The 14,925-nt window shown below is 63.7% G+C and carries 18 protein-coding genes; 10 read left to right on the plus strand and 8 right to left on the minus strand.

Annotation, left to right across the window (positions count from 1 at the left end):
- The first annotated feature begins 16 nt into the window (after positions 1 to 16).
- Genes mltA through AC0ZT5_RS29330 form a run of 3 tightly spaced genes read left to right on the plus strand, consistent with a single transcriptional unit; the run spans position 17 to position 2,044 of the window.
- Positions 17 to 1,123, plus strand: coding sequence for a murein transglycosylase A (mltA, locus tag AC0ZT5_RS29320; protein ID WP_488499271.1), 1,107 nt, complete (start codon positions 17 to 19; stop codon positions 1,121 to 1,123).
- Positions 1,120 to 1,665, plus strand: a complete 546-nt coding sequence (locus tag AC0ZT5_RS29325; RefSeq protein WP_488499272.1) for a Smr/MutS family protein — start codon at positions 1,120 to 1,122, stop codon at positions 1,663 to 1,665. Before mltA ends, AC0ZT5_RS29325 begins: the two co-directional genes overlap by 4 nt.
- Before the next feature lie 10 nt (positions 1,666 to 1,675).
- Positions 1,676 to 2,044, plus strand: coding sequence for a helix-turn-helix domain-containing protein (locus tag AC0ZT5_RS29330; protein ID WP_457152990.1), 369 nt, complete (start codon positions 1,676 to 1,678; stop codon positions 2,042 to 2,044).
- Between the two features lie 79 nt (positions 2,045 to 2,123).
- Here AC0ZT5_RS29330 and AC0ZT5_RS29335 read toward each other — a convergent pair whose 3' ends face one another.
- The 4 genes from AC0ZT5_RS29335 to AC0ZT5_RS29350 form a co-directional block, all read right to left on the minus strand.
- A complete protein-coding gene (locus tag AC0ZT5_RS29335) occupies positions 2,124 to 2,360 on the minus strand; it encodes a hypothetical protein (protein WP_488499273.1) in 237 nt (78 codons plus the stop codon).
- A gap of 332 nt (positions 2,361 to 2,692) precedes the next feature.
- The gene (locus AC0ZT5_RS29340; protein WP_488499274.1) at positions 2,693 to 3,310 is read right to left on the minus strand and encodes a transglutaminase-like cysteine peptidase; all 618 of its coding nucleotides are present in this window, start codon (positions 3,308 to 3,310) and stop codon (positions 2,693 to 2,695) included.
- 197 nt (positions 3,311 to 3,507) lie between these two features.
- On the minus strand, positions 3,508 to 4,785 hold the full coding sequence (locus AC0ZT5_RS29345) for a polyhydroxyalkanoate depolymerase (protein ID WP_095083871.1): 1,278 nt from the start codon (positions 4,783 to 4,785) through the stop codon (positions 3,508 to 3,510).
- 313 nt (positions 4,786 to 5,098) lie between these two features.
- A complete protein-coding gene (locus AC0ZT5_RS29350; RefSeq protein ID WP_477280679.1) occupies positions 5,099 to 5,458 on the minus strand; it encodes a septal ring lytic transglycosylase RlpA family protein in 360 nt (119 codons plus the stop codon).
- Positions 5,459 to 5,767: 309 nt separating this feature from the next.
- Between AC0ZT5_RS29350 and AC0ZT5_RS29355 the strand changes: the two genes are divergently transcribed.
- Positions 5,768 to 5,953 carry a hypothetical protein gene (locus AC0ZT5_RS29355; RefSeq protein ID WP_477280680.1) on the plus strand — a complete coding sequence of 62 codons (186 nt, stop codon included), beginning with the start codon at positions 5,768 to 5,770 and terminating at the stop codon, positions 5,951 to 5,953.
- Between the two features lie 8 nt (positions 5,954 to 5,961).
- Here AC0ZT5_RS29355 and AC0ZT5_RS29360 read toward each other — a convergent pair whose 3' ends face one another.
- A complete protein-coding gene (locus AC0ZT5_RS29360) occupies positions 5,962 to 6,147 on the minus strand; it encodes a hypothetical protein (protein WP_477282163.1) in 186 nt (61 codons plus the stop codon).
- Positions 6,148 to 7,074: 927 nt separating this feature from the next.
- Between AC0ZT5_RS29360 and AC0ZT5_RS29365 the strand changes: the two genes are divergently transcribed.
- Entirely contained in the window at positions 7,075 to 7,524 is a 450-nt protein-coding gene (locus tag AC0ZT5_RS29365) for an RrF2 family transcriptional regulator (RefSeq protein WP_488499275.1), read from the plus strand.
- Positions 7,525 to 7,555: 31 nt separating this feature from the next.
- Positions 7,556 to 8,890, plus strand: a complete 1,335-nt coding sequence (locus tag AC0ZT5_RS29370; protein ID WP_488499276.1) for an FAD/NAD(P)-binding protein — start codon at positions 7,556 to 7,558, stop codon at positions 8,888 to 8,890.
- 17 nt (positions 8,891 to 8,907) lie between these two features.
- Here AC0ZT5_RS29370 and AC0ZT5_RS29375 read toward each other — a convergent pair whose 3' ends face one another.
- The gene (locus tag AC0ZT5_RS29375; protein WP_488499277.1) at positions 8,908 to 9,678 is read right to left on the minus strand and encodes a type 1 glutamine amidotransferase domain-containing protein; all 771 of its coding nucleotides are present in this window, start codon (positions 9,676 to 9,678) and stop codon (positions 8,908 to 8,910) included.
- A 123-nt stretch (positions 9,679 to 9,801) separates the two neighbouring features.
- On the opposite strand from AC0ZT5_RS29375, the gene AC0ZT5_RS29380 reads away from it, so the two are divergent.
- Positions 9,802 to 10,149: a winged helix-turn-helix transcriptional regulator gene (locus AC0ZT5_RS29380; protein WP_488499278.1), complete on the plus strand. Its 348-nt coding sequence runs from the start codon at positions 9,802 to 9,804 to the stop codon at positions 10,147 to 10,149.
- A gap of 8 nt (positions 10,150 to 10,157) precedes the next feature.
- Here the strand turns inward: AC0ZT5_RS29380 and AC0ZT5_RS29385 are convergent, their stop codons facing one another.
- Together AC0ZT5_RS29385 and AC0ZT5_RS29390 are read right to left on the minus strand one after the other, a co-directional pair.
- A complete protein-coding gene (locus tag AC0ZT5_RS29385; protein ID WP_488499279.1) occupies positions 10,158 to 10,805 on the minus strand; it encodes a cysteine hydrolase family protein in 648 nt (215 codons plus the stop codon).
- Complete coding sequence (locus tag AC0ZT5_RS29390; RefSeq protein ID WP_488499280.1) at positions 10,802 to 11,023, minus strand: hypothetical protein; 222 nt, start codon at positions 11,021 to 11,023, stop codon at positions 10,802 to 10,804. Before AC0ZT5_RS29390 ends, AC0ZT5_RS29385 begins: the two co-directional genes overlap by 4 nt.
- Positions 11,024 to 11,432: 409 nt before the next feature.
- On the opposite strand from AC0ZT5_RS29390, the gene AC0ZT5_RS29395 reads away from it, so the two are divergent.
- From AC0ZT5_RS29395 to AC0ZT5_RS29405, 3 genes are all read left to right on the plus strand, one after another.
- Positions 11,433 to 12,872 carry a pyridoxal-phosphate dependent enzyme gene (locus AC0ZT5_RS29395; RefSeq protein ID WP_488499281.1) on the plus strand — a complete coding sequence of 480 codons (1,440 nt, stop codon included), beginning with the start codon at positions 11,433 to 11,435 and terminating at the stop codon, positions 12,870 to 12,872.
- Positions 12,869 to 14,098 (plus strand): trans-sulfuration enzyme family protein, encoded by a 1,230-nt coding sequence (locus tag AC0ZT5_RS29400; protein WP_488499282.1) that lies wholly within the window; start codon positions 12,869 to 12,871, stop codon positions 14,096 to 14,098. The genes AC0ZT5_RS29395 and AC0ZT5_RS29400 overlap by 4 nt, the downstream gene beginning before the upstream one ends.
- A 317-nt stretch (positions 14,099 to 14,415) precedes the next feature.
- Positions 14,416 to 14,925, plus strand: a 510-nt coding sequence (locus AC0ZT5_RS29405; RefSeq protein WP_488499283.1) for an AraC family transcriptional regulator, incomplete at its 3' end; no start/stop codon positions are given.

Genomic DNA, 14,925 nt, shown 5'->3' on the forward strand with positions numbered 1-14,925 from the left:
AAGTGGCGAGGCTCCGGTGTCGCTATCGCCTCTTTTTGTCGCAAGGTCTTTTGCTGATCTCCCCGGCTGGAGCGGCGACGACCATCTCTCCGCCTTCGCGGCCTTTCGCCGCTCAGCCTTCCATGTCCTGACCAAGCCCTATCGCAGCGGTTCGCTTGGCGTCGACTTCAACGCCTTTGCCGAGGCCTATGCCGAGGCCCGCATCGTTTCGCCGGCGAATCGGTCGCAGGCCCGGGCCTTCTTCGAGCGTCATTTTATCCCGATGAATATCCGCGCCGAGAACGGCGCCGCCGGCCTCGTCACCGGCTTCTACGAACCGCAAGTCGAGGCGTCGCCGATCCGGACGCAGCGATTTTCCGTGCCGCTGCTGTCGCGTCCGGCCGATCTCGTCGATATCGACGAAGCCAACCGGCCGCCCGGACTGGACCCTTACCTCGCCTTTGCCCGCCAGACGCCGCAAGGACCGGTCGAATATCCCGACCGCGGCGCCATCGAACGTGGCGCGCTTGACGGCAAAGGGCTGGAAATCGCCTGGCTGGCCGACAAGGTCGATGCCTTCTTCATCCATGTGCAGGGCGCGGCCAGACTGAACATGACCGATGGCCGGCTCCGCCGCGTCACCTACGCCGCCAAATCCGGCCAACGCTTTACCGGGTCCGGCAAGATCCTCAGCGAAATTGGCGAGATCCCGCTGGAAAATGTGACGATGCAGTCGATCCGCGCCTGGTTCAAGGCGCATCCGGACCGCGTCGACGAGATCCTTTGGCAAAACCGCTCCTACATCTTCTTCCGCGAGGCCGATGTCGAGGACGCCGCCCTGGGCCCGATCGCCGCCGCCAAAGTGCCGCTGACACCGGGCCGCTCCATCGCCGTCGACCGGCTGCTGCATACATTCGGCACGCCGTTCCACATCGACGCGCCGTCGCTGACCGCTTTTGACGCCAAACCGTTCCGGCGCCTGATGATCGCACAGGACACCGGCTCCGCCATCACCGGGCCGGCGCGCGGCGACCTGTTCGCCGGCTCGGGCGACGCGGCCGGCGAGATCGCCGGCGTGGTGCGCAACGCGGCCGATTTTCATGCGCTGATCCCGCGCGCGCTCGTTCCGGGGGCGAATCGATGACCCGGCGGCCACACAGACCAAGCGAAGCCAAGCTCAGCGAAGACGACCGGGTGCTGTGGAACCTGGTGGCGCGCACGGCCAAGCCGCTCAAGGGCAGGATGGCCGTCGATATCCCCGACCTCGCGGCCGAAACAAGGCCGACACCGTCGCAGCCGGCCCAGCCCGTTGCCAACCAGGCCGGCGCGGCAAAGCCGAAGACGCACCATGTCGCGCATGCGCTCGACGAACCGACGCTGGACAAGCTGTCGAAGGGGCGACTGCCGATCGAAGGCCGCGTCGATCTGCACGGCCTGACCCAGGACGAGGCCTATTCGCTGCTGTTCTCGTTCCTGCACCGGGCGCATGCCGGCGGCATTCGCTACGTGCTGGTCATCACCGGCAAGGGTTCGTCCTCCGGCGGCGACGGGGTGCTGCGGCGCGCCGTGCCCGCCTGGCTGTCGACGCCCGCCTTCCGGCCGCTGGTCTCCAGCCACGACCATGCCGCCCGCAATCATGGCGGCTCCGGCGCGCTTTATATCCGGCTGCGGCGGCAGCGCGCATGAAGACGCGGGCATGACGCCGTTCGGCGAGAAGCTGAGGGCGCTCCGAAGCGAGCGCGGTGTCAGCCAGAAGGACATGGCGGCGGCGATCGGCGTCAGCGCCGCCTATCTGTCGGCGCTGGAGCATGGCAGGCGCGGCGCGCCGACCTGGACGCTGATCCAGAAGATCATCGGCTATTTCAACGTCATCTGGGACGATGCCGAGGAACTGGCCCGGCTGGCCGAAGCCTCGCATCCGCGCGTGAAGCTCGACACGTCGGGCCTCAGTCCCGCAGCCACCGAGCTTGCCAATCTCTTGGCCGAGAACATCGAGAAACTCGACGAGGCGGAACTGCGCCGCATCACCGCCTCGATCCGCGCGGCTCTGGGCCGGCAACCGTAGCGAGGTCGGAGGCGCCAGTCTTATACGCGCGTCCGCTTTTGCCTGAAGAGCTGCCCGCCGGAGGTCCGCTGTTTAGAGATCATTTCTGGCCGGCCGCGCCGCCCTTATCTCCCCGGCCGCCATTGTCATTGTGGCCTCGACCACCGTTTCCACCGCCCAGGCAGTTCGAGTCGCCATTGCTGCAACAGCGTCCGCCCCACAGGTCGTTGGTCGATGTCTTGGCGCAGCCTGGGATGGTCTGATCGGCCAAGGCGGATCCGGCCAGGGTCGATACCGCGACTGCGGCGAGAAGGGTATTTCGCAAAAGTGCAGTCATCTGAAGTCTCCATGGTTGGTTTCTGTCCACGGCCATGTGTCGTCGGCCGGGAGGAAATGGTTCATGGGGAAATGCGGAATTGCTGGAAGCGCGAGTGCACGGCTTGCAATGCCGCTGCCCCTCATCCGCCTGCCGGCAGCTTCTCCCCGTGTAATGACGGGGAGAAGGGTGGTGGCCGCGACGTTGGCGCCCGTCTTGCGACGACGACATTTGGCGAAAATATCGACGACAGCGTCTTTCTCCCCGTCACCATACGGGGAGAAATGTCCGGCAGGACAATGAGGGGCGGCGCCGAGTTTCGGTATCTACCGAAAGCAGCTGAAGAGCCGTGTTTACTGAACCGAGCCGACCAGGACCTGCTGGCCACCGCGGATCGAGACCCAGCGGCCGGTGTTGTCGATCGCCTGCCGCTTGAGGAAGCGGTAGCCGGTCAGGTCCCACGACTTGACCTTGTCGTTCAGATTGTCGAGCACATAGTCGCCCTTGTCGGTGCGCACCGTCAGCACGGCATGGCCCTCGCCGTCGGGCTTGCGCACGACGGTGATCAGAAGGTCGGCAAGCGAGATGCCCATGCGCGAAAGCTCGCGCCGCTTCTCCAGCACATAGTCCTCGCAGTCGCCGACGCCCTTGTCGGGATAGGCCCAGACTTCGTCCTTGCCGTAGATTTCCATGTCGCTCATCGGCTTGACGGCGGCGTTGACCCTGGCGGTGACGTTGATCAGCTTGCGCATCAGCGCGTCGGTCATCGCGGCCGGTGCCAGATTGCTGGGACGGATCGAGCATTCGCCCGGATGGAGCTTGCAGAAATCATAGTGGCCGATCGGCTGCGAGGTGAGGCCCCCGGTCGCCATTGCTCCAGCCGCCAAGGCCGGTGCCACCCAGCCTCCCGTTGCTGCCAGCCCGGCCGCTACGTACACGCGCAGCCTTCGCGCCATCGATGAGGATATCATTGTCCCCGTCCACCCTTAGTTATTAACGAAAGGTTAAAGGGGATTTACAGTCCGTGTCAATTACGACGACGGTCGGATTGATAGCATGGTTACCCGAGGGGCAGGACAGCGGCACTTGTGCAACAGAATCGGCTGCACAGCACTGGCCGTCTGGCCAGCTTTGCCGGCCAATTGGCCTGGATTTTCGCTGCGGGAGCCTATCTTTTGGCGACGCGGACCAGCTTCGGCTTCACCGCAACGCGGTTCTGGCGACCATAGCTGGTGATGAAGTCGACGATGCGCGGCACGATTTCGGAGCGGAAGCGTGAGCCGTTGAACACGCCGTAATGGCCGACCGCCGGCTGCATGTAGTGCGCCTTCTTGTCGGCAGGGATGTTGGGGCACAGATCGTGCGCCGCCTTGGTCTGGCCAAGGCCGGAAATGTCGTCGTTCTCGCCTTCGACCGTGAACAGGGCGACGTTGCGGATATCGGACGGATCGATCCTGGTGCCGCGATGCGTCATCTCGCCCTTGGGCAAGGCATGGCGCACGAAGACAGTGTCGACAGTCTGCAGGTAGAACTCCGCCGTCAGGTCCATGACAGCCAGATACTCGTCGTAGAAATCGCGGTGCTTCTCGGCGTTGTCGCCGTCATGCTTCACCAGGTGCATGAAGAAGTCCTTGTGGGCGATGATGTGGCGGTCGAGATTCATGCTCATGAAGCCGGACAGCTGCAGGAAGCCCGGATAGACCTCGCGGCCGAAGCCCGGCACTGGCCAGGGCGCCCGCATCACGACATTCTCGCGGAACCAGTCGATGCCCTTTTCCTCAGCCAGGAGATTGACCGCGGTCGGGTTGCAACGGGTGTCGATCGGCCCGCCCATCAAGGTCATGGTCGAGGGCACGAAAGGGTCGCCGCGCGTCTCCATCAGCGCAACGGCCGCAAGCACCGGCACGGAAGGCTGGCACACCGCCATCACATGGGTGTCGGGGCCGAGCGCATGCAGCATGTCGATGATGTAGTCGATATAGTCGTCGAGATCGAAACTGCCATCGGCGAGCGGGACCATGCGGGCATCGACCCAGTCGGTGATGTGCACGTCGGCATAGGGCAGCATCGCTTCGACCGTGCCGCGCAGCAGCGTCGCATAGTGGCCGGACATCGGCGCCACGATCAACAGCTTCGGATCCGCCCGGCGCCCGGCGGGCACGGCGCGTTCAAAGCGGAGGAGATTGCAGAACGGCCGCGACCACACGGTCTTCTCGGTGACCTCGACGCTCTTCCAGTCGACCACTGTCTTGTCGAGGCCGAATGTCGGCTTGCCGTAGCGGCGCGTGGTGCGCTCGAACAGTTCGGCGGTCGCGGCGACCGAGCGGCCCCATGATGTGTGCGAAAACGGATTGAGCGGATTGGTGTAGAACATTCGCACCGCGTCGGCATAGAGACGCGCGGGCTGCATGGCGGCGTGGTTCATTTCATAGAGCTGGTAGAACATCGAGAACCCCGCTGCTGCCTGCGACTGAAGGGACGACGAGCAGCGTCATGCCTTGAATGTCTCGCGGGGAAGTTAACAACTAATTGCTGCGATGCAATACGTCATGTGGCGTGACTAACGCTTCTTTCGTCCAAAGCCTTGAAAATCCGGCCTGAACGGCGCAGCCGGCTCACTGTGCGGCGCGAAGTGTGTAAGAAATGTGTCTGGCCTGGTGCGGGACACCCGACCATGATTCCCGAAAAGTGGATTGCGGTTTTCTCGGACAAGCGGAAAACCGTTTTGTCCAGAGATCATGGTCCAGGCAATGGCAATATCAGACGCGCGCCATGCAGACGGCGGTATGGCCGGAACCGATGAAGCCGAGCTGGCCGGCGGCACCCTTCGACAGGTCGAGCACGCGACCCCTTATGAACGGACCGCGATCGTTGATGCGCACGATGACGCTGCGGCCGTTGTTCTGGTTGGTCACCCGAAGCTTGGTGCCGAAAGGCAAGGTACGGTGGGCGGCGGTCATCGCCGACGGGTTCATGCGCTCGCCCGATGCGGTTTTGGAGTGAAGGGCGTACCAGGAGGCACGGCCACATTGGCCGGCGGCGGCTGCCGAAGATGCGCCGGCCATCAGGCCAGCAACCAGCGTCACCGCGACAAGCGCGGTCTGTTTTGTAGTATTCATATTTGGGGGATGGCTCCGTTTTTGACAGACTCCAGCCGTTAGGTGTCGAATAAGGCGTGAAATGCGGCAATCATCTGTCGGTTCCGTGGCGGTGGCACACGTTTGGAGTCGCCGGGTAACAGTCTGTTAGGGATTTTCGACAGCCTATTGATCAATTGTCGATGATCTACGTGGTGATATCAGCGACTTGTTTGACAAGATCGAACGACAATATCCAAGTAGAGGCCGAAGCGTTCGGGCCATTTCTTTTGGCTCTTTCATCGCGCCGAGAACGCCGCAACCGATCGACTTCGAAACGGAGATCTGTCAATGAGACTGACCAAAAATTTGCTGGCGTTGATTGTGTTTGCCGTCGGCGCGGTGTGGTCGCTGCAAGGCATCGGCGTGGTCAGCGGAAGCTTCATGACCGGCCAGTCGCAATGGCTCTATACCGGCATCGTCACCATGCTGGTCGGCCTGGTCGGACTGGTGTGGGCAAACCGTTCAAGGGGATGAGTTACCCTTCACTGCGACCAATATTGCCAGGCCCAGTAGAAACTCTCGTCACGCGGCGGCAGGCGGTCGCGCGCAGCATCCCAGCGCACCGGCGCCGGCGATCGCGGGTCCTCGTTTGTCCGTTTGTCATTGGACGCCAGGCCAAGCAGCCAGGCGCCGAAATGGCTGAACAGCACGGCGGTGGAATGGGTCATCGTCATTCCCCCTTTTCCGATCATTCCTTTCCCGCCTTAAGGTCGTCGGCCATGGCAGGACCGAGGAAGGCGGCACCGGCAGGGGCTGCCGACGAAAGCAGAATGATGCGTCGCGACTTGGTGGACATGGAGGGCTCCTGAAAAAGAGTAAACGGAATGCCCCACGATAGTCCGCTAATTCTATCGTTCTTGTAGAGTTAAATCCTTCCAGCCAGGACAGGCTTGTTAGAATAAATGCATTGGTGGTGCGGTGCCGCAGCGGACAAGCGGGCTGTCTTTCGAGATTGGGTGAAGCCCACAAGCTTCGTCATCCTTGGGCGGAGCGCAGACCCTGGGTTCCATGCCGTGGTGCCAGAGCGCCGCTACGATGCAGAAGAGAAGAAGGGGATGGCGACAGAACGGACGTTGATTCTCCTCCGTTGCATTCTTCGACGGATGTCACGGCATGGATCCTGGGGTCTGCGCGACGGAGCTTCGCTCCTGCTCCGCCCGTGGATGACGAAGTCGGGGGCCGCCTCAACAGCTTGGACGCTGGGAACGAATGAGAATTCCCGCCTCGACCCCCATGAGGCAAATCCATGCCTCAGACAGCCGTGGATTTAAAAACCTGTTCCGCGTCTTCGAGGGTAAGTATAGTAATCTTATCGACATTGGGAACTGGAGGCGACGATGAGCGGCCACCGTATCGCGATGATCGCTGACAACGCACTTTGGCTGTCGAAGCCGTGCGGCTGTGTCCGTGCGGGCACAAAAGCCTGCCAAAATGGCCATTGCGCCTGAAAACGAAGCAAAATCAACAGCTGTCGGCTTGTACATCATGTCACTAGAATTTATGTGTCATGGCAGCTTGGACGCGGCGGGGTCGCAGGTCGGGCGTTTGGCAACCGATGGTTTCGTGCCGTCGCATGACAGAGAAATTTTGATTCCATGCTCACGAAAAAGGGCAAGTACGGCCTCAAGGCGCTCGTACACCTCGCGCGACTGCCGGCTGGACAGCTCGCTTTCGTCAACGACATCGCCACCGGCAACAACATCCCGAAAAAGTTTCTCGACGCCATCCTGGGCGAGTTGCGCAATGCCGGCTTCGTTCAGAGCCGTAAGGGCAAGGAGGGCGGCTATCGCCTGGCGCGGCCTGCCGACGAGATCAAGGTGGGCCATGTCGTGCGCGTGCTCGACGGGCCGTTGGCGCCAATTCCTTGCGCCAGCCGCACCCAGTACCAGCGCTGTGAAGATTGCAACGAGGCGACATGCCAAGTCCGACATCTGATGCTCGAGGTCCGGCAGGCGATCGCCGAGGTGCTCGACCAGCGCAGCCTCGCCGAAATGCGCGACATGGCTGGCGACGAGCTCTCGACGGCCTTGAAAATCCAGGCCTGAGACCGGCGTTTCGTCCAAGGCAGTCCTGCGCATGACCGGGCGCGCCAACTCGATCATCATTGTCGGCGGCGGCGCCAGCGGCGTGGTGATGGCCGCGCATCTCCTGAAATGGCCCAATCCCGATCTGCGCGTCACGCTGATCGAAAGGCGTCCGCATTTCGGCCAGGGCATCGCCTATTCGACGCTGCTGTCGGCGCATGTGCTGAATGTCAGCGCCGCCGGCATGAGCGCCTATGCCGACGATCCCGGCAATTTCTGGCGCTGGCTGCTGGAGCGCGGCCTGGCGACCCCGGACCAGGCGCCGGTCTACGCACCGCGCAGCCTCTATGCCCGCTACCTCAAGGAACTGCTCGACGAGCTGGAAACGCGCGAACGCGAAACCGGCCGATTGCGCCTGATCCGCGAGGAGAGCCTCTCGATCACGCCGACCACGTCCGGCGTCGAGGTTGCGCTGGCCAATGGCACCAGCGTCGTCGCCCATCTCGCCGTGCTCGCGACCGGCCATGACGAGGAGCCGGCGCAGGGACATGCAATCAGGATGGGCTCGGAAGCCGACACGGCACTTGCGCCCGACAGCCGAGTCATGGTGCTGGGCACCGGTCTCAGCATGGTCGATGCCTTTCTCTCCCTGGAGCAGCGCGGCCATCGCGGCGACATCGTCGCGGTGTCTCGGCGCGGCCTGCTGCCGTCGCCGCACCGCAAGGGCAATCCGATCAAGCTCGACGTCGCCGACATTCCGCTCGGCACGCAATTGTCCTATTTCGTCGGCTGGTTCCGCGACCTGATCAAGGAAAACCAGAAGGCCGGCATCGACTGGCGCGACGTCGTCGACGGCTTGCGGCCGTTCAACCAGAAGATCTGGCAGAACTGGCCCGCTTCCGCCAAGCGCCGCTTCGTCGAGCACACCAAGGCCTGGTGGGACATCCACCGCCATCGCATGGCGCCCGAAGTCTATGCCCGCGTCACCGAGGCCGTGCAATCCGGCCGCATCCGCCTGATCGCCGGGCGCGTCGTCGACATCGACCGGAACGGCGACTTCACGGTCCAGGTCCAGTCGCGCCACACCCAGATCCTCGAAACCTTCGAGGTCGCCCGCATCTACGATTGCTCGGGCATCGTCAGGGACATCTCGACCTCGTCAAACAGCGTCGTGCGCTCGCTCGTCGACCGCGGCCTGGCGCGGCCGGACCCGCTGCGCATCGGCCTCGACGTGTCGGCCAATTGTGAGATCATCGCTGGCGACGGCGGCGTCTCCGCCAAGATCCTGGCCGTCGGCCCGCTGACGCGCGGCACCTTCTTCGAGATCGACGCCATCCCCGACATCCGCGTTCAATGCGCCAGGCTGAGCAAGCGATTGTTGAGTTAGAGCATTTCCGAGATTGTTCAGCCGCCCAGCGCTTCGCACACCGCGCGCGCGGTCTCGGCGCCCGAGAAATTCTGCTGCCCGGTGATCAGATTGCCGTCGCGCACGGCAAAAGGCCGCCACAGTCCGGCCTGGATATAGTTGGCGCCTAGGGCCTTCAGCTCATCCTCGATCCGCCACGGCATCAGATGCTTTCCGCGCTCGAGCGCGCCCATCTCCCAGGTTGCCTTGTCGGCAAAATCCTCCTCGGCATTGGTGAAGCCCGTCACCGTCTTGCCGGCCACGAGCAAAGATCCGTCCGCGCGCCGGGCATAGCGCAGCAGCGCGGTGCCGTGGCACAAAGCGGCGGCAACCTTGCCGGCTTCATGGAAGGCGACGAACGTCCGTTGCAGGCCTGTCGCGTGCTCATAGGTGAACATCGGCGCCTGGCCGCCGGCGACGACAATCGCGTCGAAGCTTTCGACCTCGATCTCCGCCACCGGCCGCGTGTTGTCGACCAGGGCCGCAAGCTTCGGGCTCGACAGGAAGCCGAGCGAGGACAGGTCGTTCTGCGAATAGCCCGATGGATCGCGCGGGTCGCTCAGCGCATCGGCCTCGCATTTGCCGCCATTGGGCGAAAAGATCTCCACCGCATAGCCGCGTTCGGTGAAGGCGAACCACGGGTGGGTGAGCTCGCTCCACCAGAACCCGACCGGCCACCCGGTCGTGGTCGAGAGTGCCGGGTTGGCGATGACGATCGCCACGCGCCTCGGCTTGCGCGCATCGACCGGATTGGCGTCCCGCACACTCATCGTCGCTCTCCCCTTAAGGGCCTGCTGACGACTGATACGGACGCGGCCCTGCGCTGCCTAGCTGGCCACATGGCCTGGCAAATTCTGCTTCCGTCGCTGCCGGGCCTTGCCTACGATGCGTGTATGACCCAACGCGGTAGACTTTACGGCTGCCCGGTCGAGTTCGCGCTCGATGCGCTCGGCGGCAAATGGAAGACGGTGATCCTGGCGCGGATCAAGCAACAGCCGATGCGCTATTCCGAACTGCGGCGGACGATCCCGTCGCTGTCCGACAAGATGTTGACGCAGCGACTGGCCGATCTCGTCGACATCGGCTTTGTCGTGCTGGAGGCGTCGCCCGATGGCAAGGGGCGCTACACCTTGACCGACCGTGGCCGCGATCTGGCAGCCACATTGCAGGCGCTCTATGACTGGGGGGACGTGCACGGACGCGCTGTCGGCGCCCGCTTCCGCACCGAGATCGAGGCCTAACAAGGCGCCTATCTCCCAGTGGCGAGCGCGCCGCAAAAACCCGCGACCTCGGTGATGACGGCTTCGCCAAGGAAGTCCAGCGTCGCCATCGACCGGTCGCGCGCTTCCTGGTTGCCGAAGCCGCAGGCGTCCCCGATCACCACCGCCACGAAACCATTGTCGGTCGCCTGCCGGACCGTAGGCTCGATGCCGATTTCCATCGCCACTCCGGCGAGTGCGACGGCGCGCACCCCGCAATCGTGCAAGGCGAAGCTGAGCGCGGTGGAATCGAAGGCCGACATGGTCAGCTTGTCGAACACGGCTTCGTCGGCGCGTGGCGCGAGTTCGGGAACGATTTGCGTGGCTTCGGCATCGCGCGGGAACCACGGCTCGACCATGTCGGGGCTATCGCACCGCTGCCAGGCCATGGCGGTGCGCAGCTGGGTGGCGCCTATCCATTTGCCCGGCAGGGACAAATGGCGCGTGAAAGCCACCCGCATGCCCGCCGAGCGCGCCGCTTCGAGCGCGATGCCAGTGCGTTCGACGATCGCTGCCGCGCCGGCGATCTGGCGGCAGATGCCGACCTGCATGTCGTAGATCACCAGCGCCATGCGGCGCGGATCGCACCACTGCGCCAGGCCGGTCGGGATCTCGATGCCTTCGCTTGACCGGATCATGCGGCCGTCCGGTCCCAGGGTTGGGCGATGTCGACGGTGGCATCGAACAGATATTCGAGCGGTAAGGGTGCGGGATCGAAGGCGAGAAAATGCCATTCCAACAGCCCTGCCTTCGACAGCGGAAAGTCGTCGGTGTAGCGCCTGGCCGCCTCGACGCTGTCGAGTTCGAAGACGATGATCACACCGCCGACATCGGCGCGTGCGTAGTTTTCGCGCACGATCCCCGCCTTCTAAAGTCGCCAGACATTCGAGACCTCGTCGCGCAGATAGGGTTTCAGATCGTCGATGGTGACGCCGGGCTTGAAATTGTCATAGGCGATAATCTTCATCGAAGGTTTCCCTGCGTTTGGCCCGCGACGCCATCAGCGCGACCGCATCAGGGCGCCTCATGCCCCCCGGCTAGCATGCGGAAATTGCGGCTCGCAACGAACGAGATGGTGCGTCGAACGATCGGTGGCCGTGCCGAGGAAATCAGCCTGTCAGGGCGAAGCCGCCAGATTGTGGAATGACATTCTCCATCTGGCCGGTTGATTGGCACGATCTATCTTCTTTCCGACTGCAAAGGGCTGGAAAAGAGGATACGCTGCCGCTCTGCCCGAGGCGGTCGCTTGATCATGGAGCATCGATATGAGCGAGCAGAAGATCGCCGCGGCTGGCAGTGCGCCCCCGGAAAGCGCAACATCCCGCCTGCGTCCGCCCTATGCGTCGGTTCTCGACCTGATCGGCCAGACGCCGGTGGTCGAGCTGACCAAGTTCGATACCGGCAAGTGCCGGCTGTTCATCAAGCTCGAGAGCCAGAACCCCGGCGGCTCGATCAAGGACCGCATTGCGCTGTCGATGATCGCGGCCGCCGAAAAACAGGGCAAGCTCAGGCCGGGCGGCACCATCGTCGAAGCGACCGCGGGCAATACCGGCCTCGGCCTCGCGCAGGTCGGTATCCCCAAGGGCTATCGCATCGTGCTGGTCGTGCCCGACAAGATGTCGCGCGAAAAGATCCAGCATCTGCGCGCGCTCGGCGCCGAGGTGCACATGACCCGCTCCGATGTCGGCAAAGGCCATCCCGAATATTATCAGGACATGGCCGAGAAGATCGCCGCCGAGGTGCCCGGCGCTTTCTATGCCAACCAGTTCGCCAACCCGGCCAACCCGCTGGCGCATGAGACGACGACCGGTCCGGAGATTTTTTCGCAGCTCGACGGCGATGTCGACGCGGTGGTCGTCGGTGTCGGCTCTGGCGGCACGTTGACCGGGCTTGGCCGCTACTTCGCCAAAGTGTCGCCGAAGACCGAGATGGTGCTCGCCGATCCGGTCGGCTCGGTGCTGGCGCCGCTGATCAAGACCGGCAAGATGGAAGAGGCCGGCAGCTGGACGGTGGAAGGCATCGGCGAGGATTTCGTGCCGCCCAATGCCGACCTGTCGCTGGTCAAAAAGGCCTACGCCATATCAGACAAGCAGAGCATGCTGGCGGTGCGCGACCTCTTGTCGAAGGAAGGCATCCTCGCCGGCTCATCGTCGGGCACGCTGCTGTCGGCCGCTCTGCGCTATTGCCGCGAGCAGATGGTCGCCAAGCGCGTCGTCACCTTCGTCTGCGACAGCGGCAACAAATATCTGTCGAAGGTGTTCGACGATTTCTGGCTGGCCGAACAGGGCCTGGCCGAGCACGAGCAGCATGGCGATCTGCGCGACCTGGTGATGCGCACGCATCGCACCGGCGACACCGTCTATGTCGGCCCCGACGAAAGCCTGCTCAACGCCTATGGCCGCATGCGCCGCTCCGATGTCTCGCAGCTGCCGGTGCTCGACAATGGCAAGCTCGTCGGCATCGTCGACGAGAGCGATATTCTCGCCCATGTCGACGGTCCCTATGACGGCCGCTGGGAGCGCTTCAACGGTCCGGTGCGCACCGCGATGACCTCAAACCTGCACACGCTGCAGGCCAGCCAGACGCTGGATACGCTGCTGCCGGTGTTCGACCGCAACGAGGTCGCCATCATCTTCGACGGCGACGAGTTCGTCGGCCTGATAACCCGCATCGACTTGATCAACCATTTGAGGCGCGCACGATGACCACCCACACTCCGCCACCGGGCCCATCTTCATCGGGCAAGAACCGCCTGGCCTTTTCGACGCGCACCATCCATGGCGGCCAGAGCCACGATCCGTTGACCGGCGCGGTGATGGTGCCGATTTACGCCACCTCGACCTATGGCCAGCAATCGCCCGGCGTGCACAAGGGTTTCGAATATGCCCGCAGCCAGAACCCGACGCGCTTTGCCTTCGAGCGCGCGGTGGCCGATCTCGAAAGCGGCACAGCAGCCTTCGCCTTTGCCTCGGGGCTGGCGTCGATCGCCACCGTGCTCGAACTGCTCGATTCCGGCGCCCACATCGTTGCCACCGACGACATCTATGGCGGCTCCTTCCGGCTGATGGAGCGGGTGCGCAAGCGCTCGGCCGATCTCAAGGTCAGCTTCGTGGACTTCACCGACCTCGCCGCCGTCGAGGCGGCAATTCGCCCCGAGACGAAACTGCTCTGGGTCGAGACGCCGACCAACCCGCTGCTGCGCATCGTCGACCTCGAAGGCGTCGCCGCCCTCGCCAAACGCAAGGGGGTCCTCACGGTCGCCGACAACACGTTCTGCAGCCCCTACATCCAGCGGCCGCTGGAGCTCGGCATCGACATCGTCGTCCACTCGACGACCAAATATCTCAACGGCCATTCCGACATGGTCGGCGGCGTTGCCGTGGTCGGCGACAACAAGGAACTCGCCGCTCAGCTGAAATTCCTGCAGAACGCCATCGGCGCCATTTCGGGCCCCTTCGACAGTTTTCTGGCGCTGCGCGGCCTGAAGACGCTGGCGCTCAGGATGGAGCGGCATTCCGCCAACGGCCTCAAGATCGCGCAATGGCTGGAGGCCCGCAAGGACGTGCGCCGCGTCATCTATCCCGGCCTCGCCAGCCATCCGCAGCATGCTATCGCAGTCCAGCAGATGCATGCCTTTGGCGGCATGATATCAGCCGTGCTCGACCGCGACCTCGCCGGCACCAAACGCTTCCTCGAACGCACGCAGCTGTTCACGCTGGCCGAAAGCCTCGGCGGGGTCGAGAGCCTGATCGAACATCCCGCGCTGATGACGCATGGCTCGATCCCGGCTGAGAAGCGGTCGGAGATCGGCATATCGGATTCGCTGGTGCGGCTGTCGGCCGGCATCGAGGATGGCGATGACCTGATCGCGGATCTGGACCAGGCGCTGGGGGCTGAGAGCCCTTCGGCTGATTCACGGCAGGAAATGTAGCTGAGAAGGATAGAACGCGTTCTGTAGAGATCCTTCCCACCCCCCTCTGTCCTGCCGGACATCTCCCCCGCAAGGGGGGAGATCAGACGTTACATCGGCCTTCGCCAACTGCCAAACTTGAAAGCGTGAGCCAGCGTTTGAGCTGCCAATCTCCGTCCTTGCGGGGGAGATGGCCGGCAGGCCAGAGGGGGGTGCTGTCCCGCCGACATCACACAAACTTCTGCACCGTCCGGGCGGTCAACAGCAGACCGCGCTTCAAGCATCGTTCGCCAATTGCCGTTGACCCCGAACCCCATCTGCCCGAATTGTAGCGCCCCATGGCAGCGCACGCCCTTCAAAAACCCGCCGAAACGCCTCTCACCTTCGCCGTGCTGGTGTTTCCCGGCTTTCCGATGATGGCGTTCAGCTCGGTCATCGAGCCGCTGCGCGCCGCCAATGTGCTGGCCAAGCGGCAGTGCTATCGCTGGATCATCGTCGGGGCGACCCCGGGTCCGGTCGAGGCCTCAAACGGCGTCGTCATCCAGCCGGGCTTTTATGCCGAGGATGCACCCAAGGTCGACCGCATCGTCGTCTGCTCGGGCGGCGATGCCGATCACCTCGTCGCCGAGGACGCAGCGACCTGGATTCGCAAAAGCCTGCGCAACGGCGCTCATATCGGCGCGGTGGCGGACGCCGCGTTCTTTCTGGCGCGCGCGGGCCTGCTCGACGGCCATGCCTGCACCTTGCACTGGACAAGCCAGGCCGCTTTCACCGAGGCGTTTCCCAACATTGAGCTGAGGCGCGACCTCTATGTCATCGACCGCAAGCGTTTCACTTCGGCCGGCGGC

It is taken from the genome of Mesorhizobium sp. CNPSo 4670 (genome assembly GCF_057784235.1).